Genomic DNA, 14,233 nt, shown 5'->3' with positions numbered 1-14,233 from the left:
ATAAGGCGCCGATAGACGGGCCTTCTAGCGTCCGGTCGCCGCTTTCTTTTCCCGCGGACACCGAGAGGACCTCATGACAACCACAACCCCTGCCATACGGACAGAAGATCTGGTCAAGAACTTCGGGGACACTCCCGCCGTGCGGGGCGTGAGCCTTGAGGTTCCGACCGGTGTGGTGCTCGGCCTGCTGGGCCCCAACGGAGCGGGCAAGACCACCACGGTCCGGATGCTGGCGACGCTGACCAGGCCGGACGGAGGCCGCGCCCTGGTGCACGGCTACGACACCGTGAAGCAGTCGCGCGAAGTGCGCTCCCTGATCGGGATGACCGGGCAGTACGCGGCCGTCGACGAGGACATCTCCGGCTGGGAGAACCTCTATCTGGTCGGCCGGCTGCTCAACATGGGCCGCAGGCAGGCCCGTACGCAGGCGGAGGCCATGCTGGAACGCTTCGGCCTCACCGAGGCGGGCGGCCGCCCGGTGCGCGGCTACTCCGGCGGAATGCGCCGCCGCCTCGACCTGGCGGCCAGTCTGCTCGGCGATCCGAAAGTGCTGTTCCTGGACGAGCCGACCACCGGACTCGACCCGCACAGTCGCAACGCGCTCTGGGCCGAGGTGCGCGCGCTGGCAGGCAACGGTACGACCGTCCTGCTGACCACCCAGTACATGGAGGAGGCCGAGGCCCTGGCCGACTCCGTCATGGTGATCGACCACGGCGAGGTCATCGCGTCCGGCACCAGCCAGGAGCTGCGCGAACGGATCGGCGGTCCCGTCCTGCGCATCGCCCCGGAACGCCCGGACGACCTCGCCGCGGTGCGCCGGGCGCTGCTCACCGCGGGCCTCGGCGCCGCCCGGGCGGACGAGGAGGAGTCGGTGGTCTCGCTCCCGCTGGGCGGCACCGGCGCCGAACTCACCGCTGCCGTAAGGGTGCTGGGCGACGCGGGCATACCGCTGGCCCGCGTCGACACCCGGGTGCCGAGCCTCGACGAGGTCTTCCTGACCCTGACCGGCACGGCGCCCGCCGTCCTCCCTGCCGACGCCGCGGACACCTCCGCGGACCCCGAAGGGACCGCAGTCCCTGCGGACTCCCTCGCGGAACGGTCCGCCCGGACCTCCGCCGACCACGAGATCACCAGGAGTGCGGCATGAGTACGGCAGTCCCCGTCCACGTGCAGGGCCCGGTCACCGTCCCGGTACGGGCGGCCGGCGTCCCCGGCCCCCGCGAGGCGGTGCGCCACTCGCTGGCGATCGCCCGGCGGAATCTCCGCAAGGTGCTCGCCAGCCCCGGCCAGGTGCTGGACGCCACGCTGATGCCGGTGATCTTCGCGCTGATCTTCGTGTACATCTTCGGCGGCGCGATATCGGGCAGCGCCGGCGCCTACCGGCAGTACGTGATGCCCGGCATCATGGCGCTGACCACCACCATCGCCTCCCGTACCTCCGGCACCAGTCTCAGCATCGACTTCTCCAACGGCGTGATGGACCGCTTCCGTTCGCTGCCGATGGCCCGGTCCGCCGTCCTGTCCGGCCGGATCCTCGCGGACACCGTGCGGATGCTGGCCAGCCTGCTCGTGGTGTTCGCCTTCGCCCTGGCGATCGGCTTCCGGGTGCACACCGGGATCCTCCAGGCAGCTGCCGCGATCGGGCTGATCCTGCTCTACGGCATCGCGCTGGCCTGGCTGCACGCCTTCATCGGGCTGACCGCGCGCACCATCGAGACCGTGCAGAGCGTGGGCATGCTCGCCATGGTGCCGCTCCAGTTCGGCAGCTCCATCTTCGTCGCCCCCGGCACCATGCCGCACTGGCTCGGTCTGGTGGTCGCCCACAACCCGATGTCGACGGTGGTCGACGCGGCGCGCGGGCTGCTGACCGGCGGGCCGGTGGCCGGCGATGTGGTGGGCGCCCTGGCCTGGAGCCTGGGCATGATCGCCGTCCTGGCCCCGCTGTCCGTACGCCAGTACCGCAACCGCAAGTGAGAACCACGACAGCGATGGCCGCCGCCCCTGCCCCCACCTCCACCTCTGAGTCCGGCTCCGCCAGTACCAGCGCCAGTGCCTCTGCCTCTACTCCTGCCCCTGCCCGTACCCCTGCCCACAGCACCGCCCGCACGGCGGCGCCCGCATCGCGCTGGCTGCGGGAGCTCGGCAGCGTTACCGACCCCCGGATCCGGCTGGTCTGCTTCCCGCACGCCGGGGGCGCGGCGAGTTTCTTCCGTGCCTGGCCGGACCGGCTCGACCGGGACACCCAGGTCGTCGCGGTGCGCTACCCCGGCCGTGAGGACCGGATCACCGACCCGCTCATCACCTCCATGGACCGGCTCGCCGAGCCGCTCACCGAGGCGCTCGCACCGCTGATGGACCGGCCCGTCGCCTTCTTCGGGCACAGCATGGGCGCGTCGGTGGCGTACGAAGTCGCCTGCCGGCTGGCCGCATCGGGGCGCCCGGCCCCTGTCCGGCTGCTGGTCTCGGGCCGGGCGGCGCCACACCGGCTGTCCCGGACGCCCCTCGTGGGTGAAGGGGACGACGCGCTGATCGCGGACGTCCGGCGGCGCGGTGGTCCGCTGACCGCCGCGCTCGACGACCCCGACCTGCTCGATCTGGTCCTGCCGGCGATCCGCTCGGACTACCGGCTGGTGGACGACTACGCGGCCCGGGCCCGGCTGCGCGTCCTCGACACCGACGTCACCGCCTACTACGGCGACGCCGACCCCGATGTACCGGCCGCCTCGATGCTGGCCTGGGGCGATGTGAGCCCCGGCAGGTTCGACGCCAGGTGCTTCGCGGGCGACCACTTCTATCTCGTCCCCCGGGCCGCCGAACTGGCCGGCGACATCGCGGAACGGCTGCGCACCGCCCGCTCCACGGGCACCCCGGCCGGTCCGGCGCCCCGCCGGCCATGACGCCACCTGCCCCCACGACTCCACCCTCACCACACCGACCCCCACAGGAAAGGCAGTTCCGATGACCCGTCCCGCTCCTCTCGTCGAGGCCCACGGCCTGACGAAACGCTACGGCGACCGCACCGCCGTCCAGGACCTCACCTTCACCGTCCAGCCGGGCAAGGTCACCGGCTTCCTCGGGCCCAACGGCGCGGGGAAGTCCACGACGATGCGGCTGCTGCTCGGCCTCGACCGCCCGGACAGCGGGAGCGCCACCATCGGCGGAGTCCCGTACGGCCGGCTGATCCACCCGCTGCGCACCATCGGGGCGCTGCTCGAAGCCAAGGCCATGCACAAGGGCCGCAGCGCCTACCACCACCTGCTCTTCCTCGCCCGCACCCAGGGGCTGCCCGCCTCACGGGTCGACGAGGTACTGGAGCGGGTCGGGCTGCGCGAGGTGGCCAGGTCCCGCTCCGGCGGCTTCTCACTGGGCATGGGCCAGCGGCTCGGCATCGCCGCGGCGCTGCTCGGCGATCCGCAGATCCTCCTCCTGGACGAGCCGGTGAACGGGCTCGACCCCGAGGGCGTGCTGTGGATCCGCAACCTCATGAAGTCCCTTGCCGCCGAAGGCAGGACGGTCCTGGTGTCCAGCCATCTGATGAACGAGATGGCCGTCACCGCCGACCACCTCATCGTCATCGGCCGGGGCAAGCTGCTCGCGGACTGCCCGGTCGCCGAATTCATCGACGCGAACTCCACCACGTCCGTGCTCGTCCGCACCCCGGACGCGGACCGGCTGAGCGAGATCGTCGCGGCCAGGGGAGCCACCGCCGAGCGCGGACCATCCGGCGCCCTCACCGTCACCGGTACCGAGGCCGAGGAAGTCGCACGGTGGGCGGCCGAACACCGCATCGTGATCCATGAACTCACCCCGCAACGAGCCTCCCTGGAAGAGGCGTTCATGCGGATGACCAGCGGCAGCGTCGAGTACGGCGATGTCACCCTCACCACCGGGAGCGCGGCATGACCACCGTGACCACACCTGCGGGCAGCGCCCTGCCCACCGTGCCCGTCCGGGCCGCGACAACGGGGCATGTGCCCTTCGTCGGGCTGCTGCGCGCCGAATGGATCAAGATCCGTTCGGTCCGCTCCACCCTGTGGACCCTGCTGCTGATGCTGGTGACAGCGATCGGCGTATCGGTCCTGCTGACCGCGCTCGCGGCCTCCAAGTGGGACTCGGCGTCCCCCGCCGACCACCGGAAGCTGCTGAACGACCCGGTCGGGGCGATCTTCGGCGGCCTCGGCCTCGCCGAACTGGTGATCTGCGTGCTCGGTGTGCTCGTCGTCACCAGCGAGTACTCCAGCGGCACCATCCGCGCCAGTGTGCTGGCCGTGCCCAAGCGGGCCCCGATGCTGGTCGCGAAGGCGCTGGTGTTCGCGGCGCTGACGCTGGTGGCGGGGGAGATCGCGTCGTTCGGCTCGTTCTTCGCCGGAGCGCGGCTGCTCCACTCGCACGCCCCGATCGCACTGTCCGACCCCGGGGTGGCGAAGGCCGTCGCGGGCACCGGGCTCTTCCTCGCGGCGATGGGCGTCTTCGCCCTGGCCATCGGCGCGCTCATCCGCCACACGGCGGGGGCCGTCGCCGGAGTGATCACGTTCGTGCTGGTCCTCTCACCGCTGGCATCGAGCCTGCCGGGGACGGCAGGGCGGGACATCGCCGCCTGGCTGCCCACCAACGCGGGCCAGCTGATCGCCTTCACCCACCCGGCGGCGGACCAGCTCCTCACCCCCTGGCAGGGGCTCGGAGTCTGCGTGGCCTGGGGAGCGGGGCTGCTGGTGCTGGCCTCGGTGCTGCTGCGCAGGCGCGACGTCTGAGCGGTGGCCGCCCTTCTTCCCGCCTCACCCCCGGGACGGACCCGTGCCCGCCGGACCCCGGCGGCGCGGGTCCCCCGCGTGGGAACCCTCCGTGTTTGTTGCTGCCGTCCCGTCCTTGCTGCCCCCGCTCCCGCCGATCCTGCTGTCCCGCTGTCCTTCTGTCCTTCTGTCCCTCTGTCCCTCTGTCCCTCTTAACTGTCGTTCCTGCTGTTCATGAGCGCGGCTGCCCTGCCCTGCGCTGCGCGCTGCCTGTCCGGCCCGTCATCCCCGAGGAGTTGTCGACCATGCCGACCGCCACCCGTCTGCGTACCGGCGAGGAGATCCTCGCTCTCACGGACGACCACTGGACCACCGCACTCATCACCCCTTCCTGGTCGGGGCCTGCCTGGACGCTCGCCGGAGCCGTCGCCTACGGCACCGGCGCCCCCGACGAGCCCGACAGCGCGATCACCGTGGTGGGAACGCCGGCGGCGGCGGCCGAGCTGGCCTGCTCCCTGCTGGCCGACCGTGCGGAGCCGCCGTATGTGATCACGGTTCCGCGCGGTACGGCGATCGACGGAGGCCCGGAGAGCGAGCCGGAGGAGTGGGAGCTGATGGTGGCGCGCGAAGCGCCGCCGGTCCAGCGGGGCGAGGACCGGGTCACCGTCGTGGACGACAGCCTCCGCGAGATCTCCGCCCTGCTCACAGCGGCCAGTCCCGGCCACTCCGTACGGCCGGGCCACCCGAGGACCGACCGCTGGATGGGCGTACGGGACGGATCGGGCCAACTGGTCTCCGTCGGAGCACTGTTGCGCCACGGCGCCGCGGGCGTCCCGTATCTCGCCTCGATCGCGACGCTGCCCGCCGCGCGCGGCCTGGGGCTGGGAAGCGCGGTGAGCGCCGCCCTCACCCGGTGGGCCCTGGGGCAGGGCGCCGAGCGCTGCCTCCTCGCCCACCACTCGGCCAACGCGGCGGCCCACCACGTCTACGAACGGCTCGGATTCCGTACGGTGCTGGAGTTCACCAGCGTGCAGCCCGACCCGTGGTGAGGACCCGGCCGGGCTGCCCCGGCCGGCCGCGGGTCACTCGACCGAGTCCACCAGCAGCCGCTGAATGGCGACGACCCGCGCCGACACCTCGGCCAGCTCGGCGCGCAGCTCGTCCTGCGCGGACTCGGACTCGTGGAAGGCCGTCCGGCGGTGGCGGGAGTGCACCGCCGTGAACCAGGCAAGCCCCGTGAGAACGATCGCCGTACAGCTGAACATCACTGAACTGGCGATGATGGCTGCCGCCGTGGTCTCCACCGTGCTACCTCCCAGTCCGCCTCACTGCCGACCGGCACGGGCATCCGACGATCGACGCTACGCGACCTGCGGGGCCCCCACCATGTGGGTCAACCTCCGTTCCGCGCGGAGGAAAACCCCCCTCGCGGACCACGCCCGACGGTCGCGACGCCCCCGTCACGGCGGACCCTCCGCCCCCACGGGTCTGCTCTCCTCGCAGGGCATGGGCGTGCCCTCCAGGAGAGCCAGCTGCTCCTGGGCCTGGGTGGCGCGCTCCTGCCACGGCCGCGCACCGACGACCTCGAAGATCTGCTGGGCGGCCTGCAGATGCTGCTGGGCGTCGGGCAGGCGCTTCGTCCGCCCGTAGGTGTCCGCGAGCGCCAGATGGATCTGCCCCTCGACCAGCGGGCTGTTGGTCCGGGTCACGATCTCCAGCGCGTCCGCGAGCGTGTGCTCCGCCTTCTGCCAGGCGCCCGCACCGAGCCGGGCCTCGCCCAGACCCAGCAGGGCATACGTGAGACCGACCATGTCGGACTTCTCCTTGACGATCCGGACCACGCGCAGAAACGCTTCCTCGGCGAGTTCGAACCGGCCCTGGGCCAGATAGGCGCGGGCCAGCCGGTGCGTCCCCTGGGCGATGCCCCGCGCTCCACCGGCCCCGATGCTCTCCGAGATGCTGACCGACTCCAGACCGTGCCGTATGGCGGCGTCCGGGCAGCCGCGGTCGAGCTCGATCTGCGCCATGTTGTTCAAGCAGTGGGCCTCCGATGACCGGTCCCCGACCAGACGGAATACCGCCTGGGCATGCTGGAGCCGGCTCATCGCCGCGTCCAGATCGCCCCGCATCCGGTCGATGATCGCCATATTGCGCAAGGTCAGCGCCGCGCCGTGCTCCTCGTTCGTGGCCCGGTGGAGCTCCAGCGCCGCCGCGAAGTGCGCGTCCGCCTCCTCCAGCTTGCGCAGCCGCAGCGCGACCGCGCCCAGGTCGTGCAGCATCGCTGCCTGACCACGTGCGTTGCCCGCCGCCCGCGCCGCGTTCAGAGCGTGCTCGCAGCACACCCGCCAGTCCTCGACGTAGTTGCGGGTCTCGAAGAGCGCCACCATCGACATGGTCAGGTCCCAGGCAAGCTCGTCCATGCCGAGCCCGGCGGCCTGCTCGATCACACTGAGCAGCGCCGGGCGCTCGGCCTCGAACCACTCCAGCGGCACCGCGAGCAGCTCGGACGTCACCACCGGGTCGAGATGGCGGCGCACCACCTCCCCGTGGAGCACCGTGAAGTCACCGCCGTACTCCTGCCGGTGCGCCTGCTCCGCGAGAGCCAGGCAGGTACGGAAGACCCGGTCGCGGGCCGCCCACTGATCGGCGACGCCCTCCTCGTCCTGGGCGCGCTCCCGTGCGTACAGCCGCAGCAGGTTCTGGAAGCGGAACCGCAGCCGGCCCGTCGCGTCCAGCCCGACGACCTCCAGGAACTGGGCGTCGACGAGCAGCTCGATGAGACGCTCGGCCTCCAGCACGTCGACGTCCAGCAGGGCCGCCGCCACCCACACCGCGAAATCGGGCACTTCGAGCAGCCCGAGGCGTCGGTAGAGGCAGGCGGCCTCGGGGGGCAGATAGCGGTAGCTCAGCCCGAAACTGGCCCGGACCTGGGACTCGCCCTGGCTCAGCTCGTCCAGCCTGCGCCGCTCGTCACTCAGCCGGTTGGCGAGATGCTGCACCGACCAGTGCGGCTTGGACGCCAGCCGGGCCGCAGCGATCCGCAGGGCCAGCGGCAGGCGGTCGCACAGCTCCACCAGCCGCATGGCGTCCGCGCGCGCCGAACCGATCCGGCCCTCGCTGACGATCCGGCCCAGCAGCTGCATCGCCTCCTCACCCGGCAGCAGCCCGAGATGCACCCTGGCCTGCGGCGGCCAGGTGACCAGCTCCTCCAGCTGCTCCCTGCTGGTGATCAGCACGCAGCACGCCCCGCTGCCCGGCAGCAATGGCTTGACCTGCGCATACGTCCGTACGTTGTCGAGGACGAGCAGCACCTTCCGGTCGGCGAGCACCGTCCGGTAGAGCATCGTCCGCTCCTCCAGCTCCGCCGGGATCTGCTCACTGGGCACACCCAGCGAACGCAGCAGTCTGCTGAGGACATCACTGGCCGAGGTGGGTTCGTGGTGTTCGTCGTATCCGCGCAGATCCGCGAAGAGCCGCCCGCCGGGGAACCGTTCGGCTACCTGGTGCGCCCAGCGGAGCGCCAGGCCGGTCTTGCCGACACCGGCGACTCCGGTGATCAGCCCGACGGCCGGCGTCCGCCGGTCCGCCGACACGGTCTCCAGGCGGTCGAGAGCCTCCAGCTCACGGCTCCGACCGGTGAAACCCCCGACCTCCGGTGGAAGTTCGGACGGCACGAGGCCACTGCCCGGCCAGGCGAGTACGGCCGCCACGGCTGCGTGCTCGGGCGCTGTGGGCGCCAGCGAGGGGTCGTCGCGCAGGATCGCGTCGTGCAACTCCTGCAGATCCGGGCCGGGTTCGAGGCCCAGCTCGTCGATGAACAGCCGGCGGGCGTGCCGGAACGACTCCATGGCGTCTGCCCGCCGGCCCGACTGGTACTGGGCCAGCATCAGATGATGCAGGGTCCGTTCCCGCAGCGGGTTCTCCCGCACCACCAGGGAGAGTTCGGGGATGATCTCCTGGTGCTGGCCGAGGTCCAGCCGCACGGCCGTCGAGTCGTCGAAGGCGTTGAGCCGCAACTCCTCAAGACGCGCGGCCTCCTCCTCCACCGACTGACCGCCGACTCCGGCCAGCGTCGGGCCGCGCCAGAGCCCGAGCGCACGCGCGTAGCTCTGCGCAGCGTCCTCCGGGCGGCGCTGCCGCACGGCGATCTCCGCCTCCGACACCAGCGCGGCGAACTCCGCCGCGTCCACGGAGTGCCCCTCGACGTTGAGCAGGTAGCCGGGGTGCGCGGTCACGATGATGTCCTCGGTGCACCCCTCGGCCTTGAACGTCTTGCGCAGCGCGGCGATGACGATGGCGACCTGCGTCCGCGCGGTGGCCGGAGGCCGGCCGTCCCAGACGACATCCACCAGCGTGTCCACCGGCACGATGCGTCCAGGGCTCAAGAGTAAAAGCGCCAGGATCGTACGCTGACGAGCCCCTCCCACAGATATTCTTCTGTTTCCCGCTGTCACGGACAGCGGCCCGAGAATCTGAAAATTGAGCCGTTCCCCCACTGGACCTCCCAGCCCCATACCCCGACCCCGGGACATGCGTGATCCAACATAGCCCGCAAGCCAGTGGGTCGGCGGTTTTGGCCTGAATCCATCCAACCGCCACAAGAACGCCGCTGGTGGACCGGGTACCCGGGCGCACCACAGGCGACGGGCGCCCGCGCACGGGGCTGCAAGGCGACGGTGGCTCTGTGGCGGGAGAGAGCGGTACATCCGGTGACAGGGACACCGGCCATTCGTCATGCTGACGGAATGGGTGACATCGGGGAAGCACTGTGAAACACCGACATCGAAGCCGCCGACTACACCAAAGAAGACGACCTCTATCGGCAGGCGATACTCGAACAGTACAAACTCTGTGTCGAGATGGCCGACCGGGTCAGCGGCCGGCGCAACCTGACCAACACCTTCTTCCTCTCGCTCAACAGCGCCGTGGTCGCCGTCGTGGCCGCGCTCGCGGGCCACACCCTGACCGGCACGTCCGTCTGGATGCTGACGTCCGGGTTACTGATCCTCTTCTCGGACCATCGACGTCGGCACTAGCGCCACGCGGTCGGCATCATCCTGCTGAGCGGGCTCGCCACCGCAGCCCCTGAGGTCTTCCCGATCCCCAGGCCCTCGATATCTCCCACGATGCCCGTCCCCGCCCGGCCCTCGGTCGGCCGGCCCCCCGCACTACGCCGGCCGGCTGCCGTCCAGTACGGAGCTCCAGGCCGCCCACCCCACGCGCTTCTGCCGAGCCCCGCCCCGTGTGGGGACCGTCCCTGTAGCGGAGATCCCCTCCAGAAACGACGCCGTCATCCACCGCTTCCACCGCTTCCACGGCATCCACGGCATCCACGAACTGTCCGTCGCCTGGTGGCAGGCTTCGGAAGTGACCAGGAGAACGCCGTGCTTATGGCGTCGTTGCGGATCGAGTCGCGCGGGCGGCCTCGGCACGCGTGCCCCCTGAGCCCGCCCAGTACTGGCACTCCCTGCACAAAGAGGCCCTCCGACCTGCGTTTCCGCAGGTCGGAGGGCCTCTTTTACTGTGGAGCCTAGGGGAGTCGAACCCCTGACATCTGCCATGCAAAGACAGCGCTCTACCAACTGAGCTAAGGCCCCGAAACGGGTTGTGCGAGAACAAGAGTAGCGGGTCACAGGCGTGATCTCACAAAAGGATTGGGACTCCCGGTCGGTGACCACTCTCCGTAGGATGCACGAGGAGGTTCGCGGCAGCGAAGCCGCTGCCTGGGGAAGCGATGGGGAGACGCAATGGACGCAGCACAACAAGAGGCCACCGCGAGAGCGAGAGACCTTCAGCGCAGTTGGTACGGAGAGCCGCTGGGGGCGCTCTTCCGTCGCCTCATCGATGATCTGGGCCTCAACCAGGCCCGTCTCGCCGCAGTGCTGGGGCTGTCCGCGCCCATGCTCTCCCAGCTCATGAGCGGTCAGCGCGCCAAGATCGGAAACCCGGCAGTGGTCCAGCGGGTTCAGGCGCTGCAGGAGCTGTCCAGTCTGGTCGCCGACGGGAGCGTCAGCGCGGGCGAGGCCACGGATCGGATGGAAGAGATCAAAAAGTCCCAGGGCGGCTCCGTTCTCTCGACCACCGGTCAGAACTCAGCCGGGTCGGGCGCACCGACTGTGCGCCGGGTAGTGCGCGAGATCCAGTCGCTGCTGCGGTCCGTATCCGCTGCCGGAGACATCATCGACGCGGCGAACGCCCTCGCCCCGACCCACCCCGAACTGGCAGAGTTCCTCAGGGTGTACGGCGCCGGACGCACCGCAGAAGCGGTCTCGCACTACGAGGCGCACCAGAGCTGAAACCGGGGCTCAGCTGACAGGGGGGGGCGGGCACAGGGCATGGGTGAGGTCTTCGCCGGACGGTACGAACTGGTCGATCCGATCGGACGCGGGGGCGTCGGAGCCGTCTGGCGGGCGTGGGACCACCGAAGGCGCCGCTATGTGGCAGCCAAGGTCCTCCAGCAGAGCGATGCTCACACTCTGCTCCGCTTCGTGCGCGAGCAAGCACTGCGCATCGACCATCCCCACGTGCTCGCCCCCGCCAGCTGGGCTGCGGACGACGACCAAGTGCTGTTCACGATGGAACTGGTCAGCGGCGGTTCGCTCGTCCAGGTCGTCGGTGATTACGGCCCGCTGCCGGTCGGATTCGTCTGCACGCTGCTCGACCAACTGCTGGCCGGGCTGGCCGCCGTCCACGCGGAGGGCGTCGTACATCGCGACATCAAACCGGCGAACATCCTGATGGAAGCCACCGGCGCCGGGCGGCCGCATCTGCGGCTGTCCGACTTCGGCATCTCGATGCGCAAGGGCGAACCCCGACTCACCGAGAGCAACTATGTAGTGGGAACGCCTGGCTACTTCGCTCCGGAGCAAATGCTGGGCGCTGAACCTGAGTTCACCGCTGACCTCTTCGCGGTCGGTCTCGTCGCCCTCTATCTGCTCCAAGGCGCCCGGCCCGATTCCAGAGCCCTGGTGGAGCACTTTGCGGCCCATGGCACCCCCGGCGCACCGCGCGGGATCCCGGAAGCCTTGTGGCAGGTCCTCGCCGGACTGCTCCAGCCGGACCCCCAGGCACGGTTCCGCACGGCGACCGGAGCCCGCAAGGCGCTGAGCGGGGCCGCGGAACTGCTGGCCGGACCAGGCCCTGGCGAGGAACCCGTCGAGGTCTTCGATCAGATCGGTCCGTTGCCCAGCGGGTTCGGCCCCGACGGGCCTCTCCATGGGCAGAACGTCCCCAGGCAGAACGTCCCCTTCCACTCGACCGGACCGAAGCGAGGTTCCGGGGCACATCAGGGAGCCGGTCCTGAGCAGGGAGCCGGGCCCGAGCAGGCCGCCGGTCCTGATCAGAAGCCCCAGCCTCAGCAGGGCCCCGGGAGCACACTGGAAACCGCATCGCAGCACCCGGCGGAGCATTCGACGGGGCTTTCGACAGGGCTCTCGACGGGACAGCAGGCGACACCGACCCGTTCCGGAGCCGACCAGCAGCCCAGACCCCCTCAGCAGCAGCCACCGCACCCCGCGATGTCGGAGACGGGCAGCTTCCACCTCGCCCCGCCTCCCCAGCCGACCACCGCCACCGCTGTCCCAGCGCCGCAGCCCTCCAGCACTTCCATCGTGTCGCATCCGGCCTCCCCCCTCCTTGGTCAGACCCCGCACGAACAGCCCCACACTCGTAGGTACACCGCTCAGCCCTCGCAGGTTCCCAATCCGTCAGTGCCGGCCCCGCGCACACGTCCGGGACCGCACCCGAAGGTGGTGGTCCCGGTCCTGGTGGTCGCGTTGATCTGCTTCGCGGTGGGCATCTGGGCGCTGTCCCAGAGCTGACGCCGAGCAGGCCGGCATCGCCCCGGCCGAGCTCCGCAGAGCCACACCGGTCCACCGTGCGGCGGTCCTGGGGGGCGGCGCGGGCGGAACTACGGGCAGGGCCTACCAGGCGGGAGGCGGACCGTACTGCGGCGGCGTCTGGCGCGCTGTCTGGGCCGGCGCCGTTCCCGCGCGCCGCCTCGCGACGAGCGTCCACACGCCGAGCCCCAGCACCAGCACCGTGCCCGCACTGATTCCAGCGAACCCCACCAGCCTCATGGAATCGTGGTTCGCATCCTCAGCGGTCGACGTTCCGTACCGGGGCACCGTGCCCGCGTACGCAGGCGGAGCCCCCTCCGTGCCCTTCACGCTTGTCCGGAGGGTCAGGCCGTACCCCTTCTCCCCGAAGCTCTTCGCGACGTCCGGGCTGAGTGTGACCGCGAGATAGTAGTCACCCGCCATCCGCGCCCCGCTGACCTCCTCGCGCACGCTGTACCGGTTGCGATAGGCCACAGGTGGTACCGGATCCATCGCAGCCGATTTCGGCTTGCCGTCGTACATCGTGTACGTGTTGGCGACCGCGGACCTGACCGGGTTGTACAGCTGCACGTCGAGGGCGGTGGCGACGAAGCCTGTCCCCGCGGAGCTGCCCAGGTCGGCGCTGGCGAAGAGCTGCTGCCCCCAGCCGACGGGCACCCGGTAGAAACGCGTCTGCCCGGGCCTGATCCGGTCGTTCCACACACCGGGCTTCAATGCGGCGGCATCATTGAATCCTGTACCACCGTCGGTTCGCTGTGCCGTGCCGACCGGTGGAACGGGCGAGGCGGACGGCCAGCTGGTCGGCGCCTCCGTGGGCCCCGCTGACCCGGACTTCACACCCGGCTCGGCGTCGACCCGGATCTCCAGCCCCCACTCCTCCTGGGCAGATGTCGCCTTGGTCGTCCTCTCGATCAGCACGTAGTAAGGACCCGCCGACTGACAGGAAATGCCCCCCACCTTGACTGCGCGGGTGGCATGAGCGGCGATCGGCCGGGGGTAGGTGGCCGAACCGAACACGGCGTCGCCGTCATCCCCACAGGAATCACCCTTGAGATCCTGGAGGGACACCTTGATGCCGTCGGCGTAGTCGACCTTCGCCTGCGATCCGAGCCCGGGCACAGCAACGGCGGAGACATAGGTGTCAGAGGTGGCATCGAGGTCAACCTGGTAATACAGCTGGCCCCCCGGCTTGATCGAGGAGCGGTAGACGGAACCGGCCTTCAGCTGTTTCGCATCCGTACTGGCCGCAGCCCCCGCAACGGCCGCCGCGTGCCGGTCGAAGGCGTACGCACCTGAGTCGTCGCTCGCCGCTGCCTGGACGGGCGACGCCCCTACCGAGCACACCGCTGCCACTGTGGCCAACGCGATACGGCTCCTGCTGCGCTGCCCTTCCATCGGATTCCCCCCGTTGTCCGCCCGGTAGCCAGGCGCTGCGCCGCCCATGGATCAACCCCACGCTCACCCGCAGTACGGCCACCCCGACCCGCCGCGGCAACGTTCATGGCCCGGCCTATCCTGCCCCGTCCGTCATCGCATTGTCTGCGTGCACAGCCGAACGCCTCCTCTGTCTACCGCAGCCGCGCCCCGCTCACCGCCGATGTTCCACGTGAAACATCACCGCATGGATCTCTGCCACCCAGAGGGCTGACCCAATAGGAGCCGAGA

Annotated in this window: 12 protein-coding genes and 1 tRNA gene; 9 read left to right on the top strand and 4 right to left on the bottom strand. The window is 70.5% G+C overall.

The features are described 5' to 3' along the window. Nucleotides 1–73 precede the first annotated feature (73 nt). The 6 genes from OG917_RS17475 to OG917_RS17450 all read left to right on the top strand — a co-directional run bounded on the left by OG917_RS17475 (nt 74) and on the right by OG917_RS17450 (nt 5,779). Nucleotides 74–1,147, top strand: coding sequence for an ATP-binding cassette domain-containing protein (locus tag OG917_RS17475; protein WP_328318523.1), 1,074 nt, complete (start codon nt 74–76; stop codon nt 1,145–1,147). Further along, a complete protein-coding gene (locus tag OG917_RS17470) occupies nt 1,144–1,974 on the top strand; it encodes an ABC transporter permease (RefSeq protein ID WP_328318522.1) in 831 nt (276 codons plus the stop codon). The genes OG917_RS17475 and OG917_RS17470 overlap by 4 nt, the downstream gene beginning before the upstream one ends. Then, nucleotides 1,971–2,897, top strand: coding sequence for a thioesterase II family protein (locus tag OG917_RS17465; RefSeq protein WP_328318521.1), 927 nt, complete (start codon nt 1,971–1,973; stop codon nt 2,895–2,897). Before OG917_RS17470 ends, OG917_RS17465 begins: the two co-directional genes overlap by 4 nt. Nucleotides 2,898–2,958: 61 nt before the next feature. Beyond that, entirely contained in the window at nt 2,959–3,903 is a 945-nt protein-coding gene (locus OG917_RS17460; RefSeq protein WP_328318520.1) for an ABC transporter ATP-binding protein, read from the top strand. After that, a complete protein-coding gene (locus OG917_RS17455; RefSeq protein WP_328318519.1) occupies nt 3,900–4,751 on the top strand; it encodes an ABC transporter permease in 852 nt (283 codons plus the stop codon). The genes OG917_RS17460 and OG917_RS17455 overlap by 4 nt, the downstream gene beginning before the upstream one ends. Before the next feature lie 284 nt (nt 4,752–5,035). Further along, a complete protein-coding gene (locus tag OG917_RS17450; RefSeq protein ID WP_328318518.1) occupies nt 5,036–5,779 on the top strand; it encodes a GNAT family N-acetyltransferase in 744 nt (247 codons plus the stop codon). 33 nt (nt 5,780–5,812) lie between these two features. On the opposite strand, the gene OG917_RS17445 is transcribed toward OG917_RS17450, so the two are convergent. Then, entirely contained in the window at nt 5,813–6,034 is a 222-nt protein-coding gene (locus OG917_RS17445) for a hypothetical protein (RefSeq protein ID WP_328318517.1), read from the bottom strand. 156 nt (nt 6,035–6,190) lie between these two features. Continuing rightward, nucleotides 6,191–9,244, bottom strand: coding sequence for an AfsR/SARP family transcriptional regulator (locus tag OG917_RS17440; protein WP_328318516.1), 3,054 nt, complete (start codon nt 9,242–9,244; stop codon nt 6,191–6,193). Between the two features lie 267 nt (nt 9,245–9,511). Here OG917_RS17440 and OG917_RS17435 point away from each other — a divergent pair, with 267 nt between their 5' ends. After that, nucleotides 9,512–9,766 carry a RipA family octameric membrane protein gene (locus OG917_RS17435; RefSeq protein WP_443059085.1) on the top strand — a complete coding sequence of 85 codons (255 nt, stop codon included), beginning with the start codon at nt 9,512–9,514 and terminating at the stop codon, nt 9,764–9,766. A 488-nt stretch (nt 9,767–10,254) separates the two neighbouring features. Here OG917_RS17435 and OG917_RS17430 read toward each other — a convergent pair. Then, a tRNA-Ala gene (locus OG917_RS17430) sits at nt 10,255–10,327 on the bottom strand. 150 nt (nt 10,328–10,477) lie between these two features. Between OG917_RS17430 and OG917_RS17425 the strand changes: the two genes are divergently transcribed. Both OG917_RS17425 and OG917_RS17420 read left to right on the top strand, forming a co-directional pair. After that, nucleotides 10,478–11,026, top strand: coding sequence for a helix-turn-helix domain-containing protein (locus OG917_RS17425; RefSeq protein ID WP_328318514.1), 549 nt, complete (start codon nt 10,478–10,480; stop codon nt 11,024–11,026). Nucleotides 11,027–11,065: 39 nt separating this feature from the next. Beyond that, nucleotides 11,066–12,550, top strand: a complete 1,485-nt coding sequence (locus tag OG917_RS17420) for a protein kinase domain-containing protein (RefSeq protein WP_328318513.1) — start codon at nt 11,066–11,068, stop codon at nt 12,548–12,550. A gap of 102 nt (nt 12,551–12,652) precedes the next feature. On the opposite strand, the gene OG917_RS17415 is transcribed toward OG917_RS17420, so the two are convergent. Further along, nucleotides 12,653–13,921 (bottom strand): hypothetical protein, encoded by a 1,269-nt coding sequence (locus tag OG917_RS17415; RefSeq protein ID WP_328321973.1) that lies wholly within the window; start codon nt 13,919–13,921, stop codon nt 12,653–12,655. Nucleotides 13,922–14,233 lie beyond the last annotated feature (312 nt).

Origin of the sequence: Streptomyces sp. NBC_00388, from assembly GCF_036061255.1 — a bacterium.
Lineage (GTDB): Bacteria > Actinomycetota > Actinomycetes > Streptomycetales > Streptomycetaceae > Streptomyces.
The sequence above is the reverse complement of the archived record's forward strand: the minus strand, read 5'-3'. Positions and strand labels throughout refer to the sequence as shown.